This is a genomic window from Longimicrobium sp., assembly GCA_036387335.1.
Classification (GTDB): Bacteria; Gemmatimonadota; Gemmatimonadetes; order Longimicrobiales; family Longimicrobiaceae; genus Longimicrobium.
Map to the genome: position 1 here is coordinate 1 of DASVTZ010000250.1, position 12,150 is coordinate 12,150.

At 69.5% G+C, this 12,150-nt stretch carries 10 protein-coding genes; 5 read left to right on the forward strand and 5 right to left on the reverse strand.

From position 1 onward, the window contains the following. Positions 1–362 precede the first annotated feature (362 nt). Positions 363–890, reverse strand: a complete 528-nt coding sequence (locus VF647_25485) for a nuclear transport factor 2 family protein (protein HEX8455457.1) — start codon at positions 888–890, stop codon at positions 363–365. Between the two features lie 254 nt (positions 891–1,144). Here VF647_25485 and VF647_25490 point away from each other — a divergent pair, with 254 nt between their 5' ends. From VF647_25490 to VF647_25500, 3 genes are all read left to right on the forward strand, one after another. Then, complete coding sequence (locus tag VF647_25490; protein ID HEX8455458.1) at positions 1,145–1,828, forward strand: M23 family metallopeptidase; 684 nt, start codon at positions 1,145–1,147, stop codon at positions 1,826–1,828. 463 nt (positions 1,829–2,291) lie between these two features. Then, positions 2,292–2,642 carry a hypothetical protein gene (locus VF647_25495; protein HEX8455459.1) on the forward strand — a complete coding sequence of 117 codons (351 nt, stop codon included), beginning with the start codon at positions 2,292–2,294 and terminating at the stop codon, positions 2,640–2,642. Between the two features lie 8 nt (positions 2,643–2,650). Further along, complete coding sequence (locus VF647_25500) at positions 2,651–3,940, forward strand: hypothetical protein (protein HEX8455460.1); 1,290 nt, start codon at positions 2,651–2,653, stop codon at positions 3,938–3,940. Between the two features lie 106 nt (positions 3,941–4,046). Here the strand turns inward: VF647_25500 and VF647_25505 are convergent, their stop codons facing one another. Both VF647_25505 and VF647_25510 read right to left on the reverse strand, forming a co-directional pair. Further along, positions 4,047–5,129 (reverse strand): NAD(P)-binding domain-containing protein, encoded by a 1,083-nt coding sequence (locus tag VF647_25505; protein ID HEX8455461.1) that lies wholly within the window; start codon positions 5,127–5,129, stop codon positions 4,047–4,049. A gap of 541 nt (positions 5,130–5,670) precedes the next feature. Continuing rightward, a complete protein-coding gene (locus tag VF647_25510) occupies positions 5,671–5,892 on the reverse strand; it encodes a hypothetical protein (protein HEX8455462.1) in 222 nt (73 codons plus the stop codon). A gap of 340 nt (positions 5,893–6,232) precedes the next feature. Between VF647_25510 and VF647_25515 the strand changes: the two genes are divergently transcribed. After that, positions 6,233–7,351 (forward strand): hypothetical protein, encoded by a 1,119-nt coding sequence (locus tag VF647_25515; protein ID HEX8455463.1) that lies wholly within the window; start codon positions 6,233–6,235, stop codon positions 7,349–7,351. Between the two features lie 86 nt (positions 7,352–7,437). Here the strand turns inward: VF647_25515 and glmS are convergent, their stop codons facing one another. Then, a complete protein-coding gene (gene glmS, locus VF647_25520; protein ID HEX8455464.1) occupies positions 7,438–9,291 on the reverse strand; it encodes a glutamine--fructose-6-phosphate transaminase (isomerizing) in 1,854 nt (617 codons plus the stop codon). A 46-nt stretch (positions 9,292–9,337) separates the two neighbouring features. Further along, positions 9,338–10,708, reverse strand: a complete 1,371-nt coding sequence (glmM, locus tag VF647_25525; GenBank protein ID HEX8455465.1) for a phosphoglucosamine mutase — start codon at positions 10,706–10,708, stop codon at positions 9,338–9,340. A gap of 494 nt (positions 10,709–11,202) precedes the next feature. Between glmM and VF647_25530 the strand changes: the two genes are divergently transcribed. Continuing rightward, positions 11,203–12,150 (forward strand): AMP-binding protein (locus VF647_25530; protein HEX8455466.1); only part of this gene is annotated, 948 nt, incomplete at its 3' end.

Below are 12,150 nucleotides of genomic sequence, written 5' to 3' on the forward strand. Positions count from 1 at the left end.
AGGCCCCCGGCGGCGCTCTTCCGGGTCGCAGTGCCCTGCGGCAGGGTCGCGCCGGCGGCGCGGCCGGCCAGCAGCACGCTCGTGCCGCAGTAGGGGCATCGCGCGGTGGTGTCCAGCGTCGCGGGCGCGTCCATCGGCGCGGAGCACGTGGGGCAGCGCAGCTGTTGGGGCATGTGCGTCGGCGTGATGCAGGCGGGGGGTGGGGCGAGCGCTCGGGTTACGCGTCGAGCGAAGGCTACTCCGCGCCGGGCGTGCGGGCAAGATCGACGGTGGGCCCATTCGCCGGGCTCTTCCGCAAACAATCGGGCGCTCCGGAAAGCCGGGGCGCCCGATCGTTTTGCTGTCTGTCGGCAGACTCGTGTTCAGCGCGGCCAGGCCGGCCCGCATCCCGTCTGCTGGTAGGTGTCGCTGATGTTGAGGAGCTTCCAGCGGCCGTCGCGGCGGACGAGGTGGAAGGCGTCGAAGCCGCAGTGCGTGACGGTGGTGTCGCGCCGGACCTGGTATTCGGCCCAGACCGTGGCCAGGTCGCCGCTCACGTGAACCACCGGGTTGCGGATGGGCTCGTCCACCCCGGGCTGGCCCGGCTGGGTGACGGCGCGGATGAACTGCGCGGCACTCAGCACCACCACGCGCGTTCCTCCTTCCCGCGTCGGCCGGATCAGCGTGAGCCGCGTGAGCGAGTCCACGTGCAGGTTCATCGCCGTGGTGTCCTTGTTCCGCAGCGCGTCCATGAAGCCCTGGATGGATGCGAGCACCGCGGCTCGGTCCTGCTCCGTCGTCTCGCGCGCGCCAGCCATCGCGGCCGGCGCCGGGGAGGGGGCGGGCGACGTCCGCGCCTGGCAGGCAGCGAGCAGCGGGAGCAGCAGGAGGGCCAGCAGTCGGTTGCGCATGTGCGTGGGTGTTCGGAAGGGATCTGGCCGCGTCCTGGCGGCGGAAGGCATCGACAAAGCTACGAGGCGATGCCGCATGCCGCCAATGTGACGGCACAACGGAACGGCTCCACCGGCGAGCGACTCGCCCGGGCCGCTCATAAGTGATTCGCTTGCAATACGATATGGCGTTAGATTGATTGTGGCCGCGGCGCGAACACGCCCCCGCCGGCCGGGCGGCGTTGCCGGCAGCCTTCCACGCGGGCGGTGCTCCGATGCGAAGCTTCCGGTATCTCCTCACCTTCACCCTGGGCGCCGTCGCGATGCTGGCGGCGGTGCTCGCCGTCGACCGCGCCTCTCCCGGCACGCTGGACCGCGTGCAGGTCGCGCTCGGGCCGAAGGAGTCCGCGCCGGCCGCCGTCGTGCCCGTGGCGGTGCCCGTCGGAGCGCAGCCCGCCACGCCCGCACCCATCGCCGTCGTCCCCTCCGTTGGCGTGGAGCTCCCCGTGGTGGTGGCACCCACGGCGGTGGGGGCGCTGGGGCTCATGATCCCCGTGCAGGGCGTCCCGGCGGCGAAGCTGGTGGACACCTACGACCAGACGCGCGGACAGGGTCGGCGCCACGACGCCATCGACATCATGGCCGCGCAGGGCACGCCCGTCGTGGCGGTGTCCGACGGCGTGGTGATGAAGCTGTTCCAGAGCAATCGCGGCGGCATCACGCTCTACCAGTTGGCCCCGGATCGCCGCACGATCTACTACTACGCCCACCTGGACCACTACGCCGTCGGAATCGCGGAGGGCCATCCCCTGCGCCGCGGCCAGCTGCTGGGTTACGTGGGGAACACCGGCGACGCCGGCCCCGGCAATTACCACCTGCACTTCGAAGTGTCGACCACCCGGGACCCCGCCAAGTACTGGGGCGGCGTCGCGCAGAACCCGTATCCGCTGCTCCGTTAGCGCTCAGCACGTAGGACGCTGCCCCTCTCTCTACGCTCCGCGCCGAGGAGCATGCTCGCCTCGCTCTGCCCGCGCAGAACGAGGCGTCCCTGTTCCTGCTCGCGGTAAATCATGTCGCCGTACTTCCAGAATAGCGAGCGTACGCCGCCCCGCCGGCCATGCCGCTGCGCGCGATAGCTCGTTCACCTCGCTTGCTCTCCAGCGTCCGGACTGCACCCTGAAATCCTTCCCGAGCAGCGACATTCGACGCATCCCCCAGCGGCAGAACGCGTCCTACGGTTCGGCGCACCACACACCGGGCGAGTACTGGGGGGGGTGGCGACAGCCCGCAGGTGAGAAATGGTGATGCCGTGACCATCCAATCCACGAGGTCGGGGCGGGCTCCTGCCCTCGGCCGCCACCATCCAACCCTGCACCCCCTGGAGATCGTATGGCAGATCCCGCAGCAACCGCAGAGGGGAACGTGAACGGTCCACCCCTCGACGTGATGGTGACCGTCGACGGCGCGCCATCGTCGGTGGTCTTCAGCCTCGTGCTGGTGGACCCCGCCAGCAACCAGAGCCTTCGCTTCGGCCCCCCCGATCCCATCGACAGCACGCCCGACCACCGCTACCGGGTCCCCGGCCCCACCTGGTGGCAGAACGGGAAGCTGGTTTTTTGCCAGGTGGATGGTGAGCCCGGCCCCTGGGCCGAGAACCGCGCCTACCTGCGCGCATTCCAGGGCGACAGCGAGCTGGACCGCAGCGCGTGGGATGTGCTCGACGGCAACGATCCCTCTGGCACGCCGCTCACGCTCGCTCTCAACCTGCGATGAGGCCGCGAATGAGACGACAGGTGTGGGCGGCTTCACTTTTGCTCGGGGCGGCGATGGCCGGTTCCGCGAGCGCACAGCTCGCCGACAGGGCTGCCGCCGGGAGCAACGCATTTCGCGTGGACATCGCGGTGCCCGAAGCCCCCGCGTTGCTGCTGACGGCGGGTGACGCTAACTCGCTCCTGCGCCCTAGTACAGTGCGCGATTTCTCCGCCGCCTTCAGCGACTTCACGGACGAGGAGGGACGCTTCACCCTGCCCGCTTCGTTCGCAGTGGAAATCGCGCCGCGCCTCCTATTCTTTGGGCGCGGGCTGACCGTCCAGCGGTATGCCGGCCTTCCGGCCGACATCGACATCCCCGTACGGAAGGATTCCGGCGCGGGCCTCGTATACCCCGCGGAACCGGCCGCGAACCTCGTCACCCGCGCCTGGTCCACCCTCCGCGTATCGTTGGCGACGCACCGCCTTGAGGGGCAGGACCAGCCGACGAAGATCGCCCTTGGCTTTCGCACCAGCCCCATCAACGACGCGGACCCGCGGCTGAATACGAACTACCGGAGGGCGATCCGCACCCTTCTGGCTGGCCGGAACCGGCTCAACACTGAGATTGCACAGAACCGCTGTCAGATTAAGCCCGGCCTCGAGCCACCGGCAGCCGACGCCCCCATGCCCCCGGGGTATGTCCCACCCTCCCTCGACCCGGGCGTGGCCCTGGCGCAGTGCCTGGTTGCCCCCGCGCCCGTGCCGCCGACGCCCGTGCAGGAGTTGATCGCGCGGCGTGACGCGGTGCAGGACTCCATCGTAGCGGCGCGAAGGGCGTTCGCGGAGGATAACTGGAATCAGAATACGCTGGAGTTCGCTGGCGCATTCAGCCTGGCCGCGCGTGATTCCACTGGCCGCTCGCCACGGCCCGCGGAGTACGCGGCGTGGGGCACCTACACCCACCCGCTCGCGAGCTGGGCACAGGGACTTCTGGGGGCGCGCTTCCGCTCCGCCCGGGACACGGTTTCGGACGAACGGCAGGCCGAGTGGCTGTTAGGTGGTCGGCTGTACATGGGCCGCAACAACGCCAAGGCTCTGGTGGAGGCGCAGCTCCCGCTCGGCGACGAGCTCGACACCCAGCCTTACGCGGGGCTGGGCGTGGAGGCCCGCATCCTTCCCGAGCTCTGGGCCACGTTCAGCGCTGGGGTGGAGCGGCACGATGATGCGCGCGCCTCGCGTCTCGTAACGCGGTTCTCCATCCGTTCCGGGAAGCCCAATCTCCAGCAGCCGGAGCCCACGCTCGCGCAGCGGACACCCTGAGCGCGCGCTAGTAGAAAGCGCTGTCGCATGGCGATGGAACGCCCCCGGCCAGGCGCGGCCGGGGGCGTTCGGGCGTTATCTCGCCCACGGGCGGCGAGTGCGTTTCTCAGCCGAGGCCGAGAAACGTCATCAACTCCTGGGCCGCGGCGCGGCCGGCGCGGTTGGCGCCGATGGTGGAGGCGGAGGGGCCGTAGCCGACCAGGTGGATGCGCGGGTCCCGGGCGACCTGCGTGGCGAGCCGGCCGGTCATGGTGATCCCTCCGCCCTCCTCGCGCAGCATGAGCGGCGCCAGGTGGTCGAGTGAGCTGCGGAAGCCGGTGCACCAGAGGATGACGTCCGCGCGCAGCTCGGTGCCGTCGGGCCAGCGGACGCCGTCCTCGGTGATCTCGCTGAACATCGGGAGGCGGTTCAGGACGCCGCGCGCGCGCATCGCCTCGACGGCGGGCGTGGCGGGGAGGCCCGTCACGAAGACGACGGAGACGGGCGGGAGGCCGCGGCGCACCCGGTCTTCCACCATCGCCACGGCGGCGCGCCCGGCCGCCTCGTCGAACGGGCCGGTGCGGAACTGGGGTGGCCTGCGCGTGACCCAGGTGGTGGCCGTGACGCGCGAGACCTCGTCCAGCAGCTGGATCGCCGAGATGCCGGCGCCCACCACCACCACGTGCCGCCCCGCGAACTCATCGGCGGTGCGGTAATCCTTTGTGTGCAGCTGCCGCCCGCGGAACCGCTCGGTGCCCGGGTACTCCGGGACGTACGGCGTCTCCCACGTCCCCGTCGCGTTGATGATCCCGCGTGCCGAGACCTCGATGCGATCCGTCTCCACCCGCAGCCGGTCGCCGCGATCGCACACCACCTTCACCCTCACGGGCCGGTAGACGGGAAGCTCGAACGCCTTCTCGTACGCGGCGAAGTAGCGCGGCACCGCCACGCTCGCCTGCGCCTCGCCGTCCGTCGTGTCCACCGCCTCGGAGAAGGGCATCCCCGGCAGGTCGTGCACGCGGTTGACGGTGCTCAGCGTGAGCGACGGCCACCGGAACTGCCACGCTCCACCCGGTGCGGGCGACCCGTCCAGCACTATGAAGCCCCGGTGCGGCGCGAGCCCTCGCTTCTTCAGGTGATACGCCGCCGAGAGCCCCGCCTGCCCCGCCCCGATGACGACGATCTCGGTCTTCAGCGCCACGCTGGGCATGGGCCCTCCTGCGGCGCTTTTCGGGGGCGGAGTGGCTTCCATTCAGAGATCCAGCGCGGACCACGTAGTGCACGTGCGCCCGGGTAGTAACGACGCCCGCCCCCGGACGGAGGAGCGCCACGATCCGCGACTCGCTGCGCCGGGTGGTGGAGGGGAGTGCGATGATCGGCTTGCCGCCGAGCAAGAGCGACGCACCACGGGTGAAGTCCAGCTGCCCGCCCACCCCCTGAACTGCCGCGTGCCGATGGGATCGGCCACCGCCCGGCCGGTGAGGTCGAGCTCGATGGCGCTGTTGACGGCGGTCACCTTACGCATGCGGCCCGGCTGCTTGCGACAAGTGGTGCGGCGCCCCCACGGCGGCCGCGGAGTGTTTCCGGCCCAGGTGGCGTGCCTGAGGCCCGTTTGACGGCTCAGAAGGAAGGGGGCACCGGGGGAATTCCCGGCGCCCGTTGCGCACTTCCGGCAAACTGATCATCTCGAGAGACGGGGCGATTACGTTCCAGCGATGGTGCGGCAGAGTGGCGGTGCTGCTGGCCTCCTGTCACAGGTAGTCGCGGGCCGAAAGGGTACGCAGCCAACTTGGAACCGACTGCCCCTCATCTTCATAGAGCCGGCACCAGAAGCGGAGCACACTCGAGCGGATCGCAGCGCGTCGGTCCGTGGCAAACCCGAAACAGAACAGCTGGATCACTGCCTCAGCTGTCGGCAGGTCCAACTCAGCGGCGAGCGCAGCCCTTTCCCGCAAAAACCACTCTTCCAGCATGAGGCGTGTTCGAGCCTGGGGTTCGGCCCCTTGCAAAAGCCGATGCAAGCCCATTGGACTCACGCCGACGTTGTGAGCGACTCGGCGCAAGGAAGACCGCCTGCGCCAAAAACCGAGTAGTATCGTTATTATTGAATTTCTTGCGAGATCCCCCCTTATAAGCCACCTTGTCCTCTGGCCCGAAGCTCCTACCTCCCTTCCGCACAGTACCTTCATGACAACAGTACTCCGCCTTGCTGCAGCTGCTGCGCTCCTCACGTTCTCCGGCTGTAAGAGCACAAACGTATTCTTTGAGGACGTAGAACGCACCCCGCCGACCCGTCCTCGCACCGCTTCGGTGGTGTACGACCGCTTCGGCGACATCTATCCCGACCACACGGTGCCTATCACCGAGGCGGAGTTCCGCGCCACTCACGAAGGCGGCCCGCTACAGTATCTTCGGCTGTCGTCGGTATTCCGCGCGCGGCGAGCAGCATTCCGCCTCAATCCCAATGGCGTGGAAGGGGGTTCCTGGCGCACGCTCGTCGCAAGTATTGGCGATGCTCCTCCCGCAGAGGACACCTCATTTGAAGCGGAGTGGTCGCGGGTGCAGAACGCGTTGCGCGGTCGCGTGGCGCGGCAGGTGCGGACGATCACCGAATCTGGAGGCGGCGCACGCCGGCCTCTAATTGTCCTTGTCCATGGCTTTAACAACAATAAGTCCGAGGCAAGCGCCTGGTACACGGCGGCGCGTAAGGAGATCGAGCGGCGCCTGCCGGACCCGGCCTACCTGGAGGTTTACTGGGATGGGTTGTCGACATCCGCACCGCCGGCGGTGTGGGGCGCAGCACAGTACAACTTTCCTCTTGTGGGGCTCGAGTTTCGTCGACTCCTGAACGAGATTGACCCCGCTGTGCCGATCCGCGTACTGACCCACAGCTCGGGCGGCCCGCTCCTGGCGAACGCGATGGGCGATGCGTCAGACCCACTGGACAGCACCGTTGCCGGGTACGAGCGGTACCGCGAGAGGGCGCGCGGCGACGATCCGGCGTACCGCATTCCGAACCGCGCGGACTTCCGGGTAGGGATGGTGGCGCCCGCCGCAGCACCTAACACCTTCGCGCGCTTCGCGACCGGCGCCACCGGACCGGACCGCTTGATCCTAGGAATCAACCCCTCAGACGTGGCGCTCACCAAGGCGTTCCTGCCTTGCACTGCCTTAGGCGACACGTGCATCAATCGTCCGCCTCTCGTCTGCCGCGACGTCCTCGATAGATTTCCCACCTCAGGGCGCACACGTCTGTACTTGTTCGACTTTTCCAAGTCGCTCCACAACGGGCGGTACATGTGGTTTTGGGACGACCACGCGATGACCGTGTACCTCTGTCGCGACGACATGAAGCCGTTCTTAGATGTGCTGCTCAGCGAACAGCCCTCCACCCCCGGAGAGACAGCCCAGATCTGCCCTTCCGCAAGCTGAACTGCTGGCGAAGGAGCAAGGGGGGTGGCCCACACTCGCGGGCCACCCCCTTTTGTGCCGTAGTAACAGCGGCGGCCAGGCGCCCCCTACTCCACCGTCACGCTCTTCGCCAGGTTCCGCGGCTGGTCCACGTTGGTGCCACGCAGCACGGCGATGTAGTAGGCCAGCAGCTGCAGCGGCACGCTCGCCAGGATGGGGGTGAGCGCGTCGTGGGTGCGGGGGATGCAGATGGCGTGGTCCACCACGTCGATCAGCTCGTGGTCGTCCTCGCTGATCACGCCGATGATGCAGCCGCCGCGCGCCTTCACCTCGTCGATGTTGGAGCGCACCTTGTCGTACACGGCGTCCTTGGGCGCGATCACCACCACCGGCATGTCCTCGTCGATGAGGGCGATGGGGCCGTGCTTCATCTCGGCGGCGGGGTAGCCCTCGGCGTGGATGTAGCTGATCTCCTTGAGCTTGAGCGCACCCTCCAGCGCCGCCGGGAAGTTGTAGCCGCGTCCCAGGTACAGGAAGTTCCTGGAGTCCACGTACTCCTCGGCCAGCTTCTGGATCGCCGCGTCCATCTCCAGCAGGTGCGACACCTGCTCGGGGATCTGCTGCATGGCGCGCACGATCTCGCGCCCGCGCGCCGGCGACAGGGTGCCGCGCAGCCGCCCCAGGTGCACGGTGAGCATCGCCAGCACCAGCACCTGGCTGGTGAACGCCTTGGTGGACGCCACTCCGATCTCCGGGCCGGCGTGCAGGTAGATGCCGGCGTCCGTCTCGCGCGCGATCGTGGAGCCCACGGCGTTGACCACGCCCAGCGTGGTGGCGCCCTGCTGCTTCGCCTCGCGCATGGCCCACAGCGTGTCCGCCGTCTCGCCGGACTGCGAGATCGAGATGGTGAGCGTGTTGGGCTCCACTACCGGGCGCCGGTAGCGGAACTCGCTGGCGTACTCCACGTCGGTGGGGATGCGGGCGATGTCCTCCAGCATGTACTCGCCGATCAGCCCGCTGTGCCACGAGGTGCCGCAGCCCAGGATGATGATGCGCTCCACCTGGAGCAGCTCTTCGTCCATCCCGGTGAGGCCGCCGAGCTTCACCCCGCCCTCCTCGGGAAGGAGGCGCCCGCGCATCGTCTCGCGCAGGGTGTTGGGCTGCTCCATGATCTCCTTGAGCATGAAGTGCGGATAGCCGCCGCGCTCCACCTCGCTCAGGTCCCAGTCCACGTGGCTCACGGGGCGGCTCACCGGGCCCTGCGCGGGACGGTGGACGACGTAGCCGCCGGGGGTGATGGTGGCCATGTCGCCGTCGTCCAGGTACACCACTTCACGGGTGTGCGCGATGACGGCCGCCGCGTCGGACCCCACGAACGTCTCGCCGTTCTCGCCCACGCCGATCAGGAGCGGGCTCCCCAGGCGCGCCGCGACGATCTTGTTGGGGTCGCGCGTGGAGACCACGGCGATCCCGTACGTCCCCTCGATCTGCCCGAGGGCGGCCTCCACGGCCCGCTCCAGCGACCCCTGCGCGCGCCCCTCGCCCTTTTCGAACATCTCCTCGATCAGGTGCACCAGCACCTCGGTGTCCGTCTCGGAGGTGAAGGTGTGGCCGCGCTCCTGGAGAAGCTTCCGCAGCGTCCCCGCGTTCTCGATGATCCCGTTGTGGACCACGGCGAAGTCGCCCTTCTCGCTCATGTGCGGGTGGGCGTTGCGCGTGGTGGGCGGCCCGTGGGTGGCCCAGCGCGTGTGCCCGATCCCGTACACCCCCTCCACCGGATCGGCCTCGATCGCCTTCTCCAGCTCGACGATCTTGCCGGCCTCCTTGCGCACCTGGATGGTGCCGTCGCGCACCACCGCGACCCCCGCGGAGTCGTATCCGCGATACTCCAGCCGCTTCAGCCCCTGGATGAGGAGCGGCGCGACCTGCTGCTCACCGATGTAGCCGACGATTCCGCACATGGGGGTTTCTCGATTCGTGTGATGATGGGTCGTGTGTCGTACGCCGTCACGCCGGAAGGGCGGTGCGCAGCGTGTCCACCAGCGCGAGCGCCTCCTCTCGCGAGGGCGCCTCGCAGATGATGCGGACGATGGGCTCGGTGCCGGAGGGGCGCAGGTGCGCCCACTTCCGCTCGGCGGCCCACGAGAGGCGCAGCCCGTCCTGCCGGTCCGCGTGCGCCTCGGGGAAGCGTGCCGCCAGCGCGTCGTACACCGCGTCCAGCGGCTGCGACGGGCGGGGGAGCTTCTCCTTGACGATCTCGTATCTGCCGATTCCCGCCGCCAGCGCGCTCAGCGGCTGGTCGCTCTCGGCCAGGAGCTGAAGGATGAGCGCGGCGGCCACGGGCGCGTCGCGCGTCAGGTGCACGTCGGGAAGGATGACTCCGCCGTTCCCCTCGCCGCCGATGGTGGCGCGCTCGGCTTGCATCCGGCGCGCCACGTTGATCTCCCCCACCGGCGCGCGCACCAGCGTCTGGCCCGCCGCCTCCGCCACGTCGTCCAGCAGGCGGCTGGTGGAAAGATTCGTTACCAGTGCGCCCGGCCGGTGGCGCAGGACGAGCGATGCCGCCAGCGCCAGCGTGTAGTCCTCGCCGATCGCCTTCCCCTCGTCCGAAACGAGCGAGAGGCGGTCGACGTCGGGATCGGTGGCGAGCCCCACCTCGGCGCCGCTGCTGCGTACCAGCGCTTCCAGCTCGCCCAGGTTCTCGGCGACGGGCTCCGGCTCGCGCGGAAAGAGGCCGTCAGGCTCCATGTTGATGGCCGTCACCTCGCACCCGAGCTCCGCCAGGAGGCGGGTGAAGATGGCCCCGCCCGCCCCGCGCACGCAGTCCAGCGCCACGCGGAAGCGCCGCTGGCGGATGCGCTCCACGTCCAGGAACGGGATCGCCAGGATGCGCTGCAGGTGCCGCTCGATGGCCTCCGGGTCTTCCTTCCATCCGCCCAGGTCCTGCCAGGTGACGCGCGGCACCTCCACGTCGGCGATGGCGCGCATCCCCGCGCTCTCCTCGGCATCGAGGAACATCCCGGTGGGGCCGATGAACTTCAGCGCGTTCCACTCGATGGGGTTGTGGCTCGCCGTCACCGCGAGCCCGCCCGCCGCGCCGAGGTCCTCCACCGCGAGCTGCACGCTGGGCGTGGGCGCGACCCCCACGTCCACCACGTCGCACCCCACGGACTGGAGCCCCGCCGTGGCCGCCCGCGCGAACATGGGCCCGCTTACGCGGCTGTCCCGCCCCAGCACCACCGTCTTCCCCGGCCCGCGGCTGCGCACGTACGCCCCGAACGCGGCCGCGAAGTGCGCGATGACCTCCGGCGTGAGCCCCTCTCCCACGCGTCCCCGCAGCCCGGAGACGCTCACCATCAGCTTCGAAGTATCGATCACGTGCGCCGTATTCGCTGGTTGAGTTGCCGTGGTCGCGGGGACGCTTTGCAAGATCGGTTCTCACGTGAAAAGAAGTGCGTGAGTGCGTGAGTGCGTGAGTGCGTGAGTGCGCACGCCCACCCCTTGTCATCCTGAGCGACGCGCTTCACCGCCCTCTCCCGTGCTCCGACTTCTGGCGCGGAGCGAAGGATCTACTGCGCGTTGCGAGAGGCCCGCGGGACGAGCCATCCCCGGCCCGGCGCGGGCTAGATCCTTTGCTCGCCGCAGGCGTCTCGTGCGCACCGCCTGCTCCCGTCAGGCGGCTCACCCAGGATGACAGAAATGTGGAAGCCCGATCCGTCAAAGCACTCACGCACTCACGCACTCACGCACTCACGCACTCACGCACTCACGCACTCACGCACTCACGCACTCACGCACTTCCCCTCCTTGCCCGAACCCCGCGTTCCGCTACCTTGCACAAAGCCTAACCGATTCCGCCATCCGGACCGTCAATGAGCGCATCGCTGTACGACCGTTTCGCCGACGCCGCGCGCCGCTTCCCGGACCACCTCGCCGTCGCGGCGGCGGACTGCCCGCCGATCACCTACGCGGAGCTGGACCAGCGCATCACCGCGTTCGCGGCGGAGCTGCACGCGCTGGAGGTGGCAGGCGAGCGCGTGGGGATACTGCTTCCCAACGTGGCGGCGTTCCCGGTGGCGTTCTACGGCGTGCTGCGCGCGGGGGCGAGCGCGCTGCTGCTCAACCCGCAGTACTCCCGGCGCGAGATCGCCGAGTACACCGCCGACGCCGGCGCGCGGACGGTCGTCACCATGGAGGCGCTGGAGCACCTGCTTCCCGCCAGCGCCACGCCGCTGCTGCTGGAGCCGGCGGAGGGGTGCATGACCGAGCCCTCCACCGGGCTCGCCGCGGACGTCCCCCTCCCCCGCCCCGGGCCGGACGACGAGGCGGCGGTCATCTACACCTCGGCCACGCACGGGTGGGCGCGCGGAGCACGGCTCACGCACCGCGGCCTGGGCGCCAACCTCGCCTCCACCATCGAGGCGATGGCGCTGACGCCCGACGACCGCGTCTTCGCCCTCCTCCCGCTGATCCACGCCTTCGGGCTCACCGTCACCATGACGGCCCCGCTCTCCGCCGGCGCCACCATGGTCCCCGTGGAGCGCTTCCACCCCGTCCGCACGCTCGATCAGCTCGAGGAGTCGCAGGCCACCGTCATCAGCGGCGTGCCGGCCGCGTACCTGGCGCTGGTGTCCGCGGCGGAGCGGCGAGGGGTACCGAAGCATGCGTTGCGTGCGGCCATCTGCGGCGGCGCGCCTCTCCAGGCGGAGGTGTCGCGGCGCTGGGAGGAGACCTTTGGCATCCCCCTGCGCGAGGGGTACGGGCTGACCGAGGCGTCGCCGGTGTGCCTCTTCAACCGCGTGGACCGCCCCAACCAGCCC

What these genes read in the sequence shown, in the direction of transcription:
- VF647_25485 (HEX8455457.1), bottom strand. Translation starts at nt 890, where the DNA reads ATGCGCAACCGACTGCTGGCCCTCCTGCTGCTCCCGCTGCTCGCTGCC.
- VF647_25505 (HEX8455461.1), bottom strand. Translation starts at nt 5,129, where the DNA reads ATGCCCAGCGTGGCGCTGAAGACCGAGATCGTCGTCATCGGGGCGGGG.
- glmS (HEX8455464.1), bottom strand. Translation starts at nt 9,291, where the DNA reads ATGTGCGGAATCGTCGGCTACATCGGTGAGCAGCAGGTCGCGCCGCTC.
- VF647_25490 (HEX8455458.1), top strand. Translation starts at nt 1,145, where the DNA reads ATGCGAAGCTTCCGGTATCTCCTCACCTTCACCCTGGGCGCCGTCGCG.
- VF647_25510 (HEX8455462.1), bottom strand. Translation starts at nt 5,892, where the DNA reads ATGCTGGAAGAGTGGTTTTTGCGGGAAAGGGCTGCGCTCGCCGCTGAG.
- VF647_25500 (HEX8455460.1), top strand. Translation starts at nt 2,651, where the DNA reads ATGAGACGACAGGTGTGGGCGGCTTCACTTTTGCTCGGGGCGGCGATG.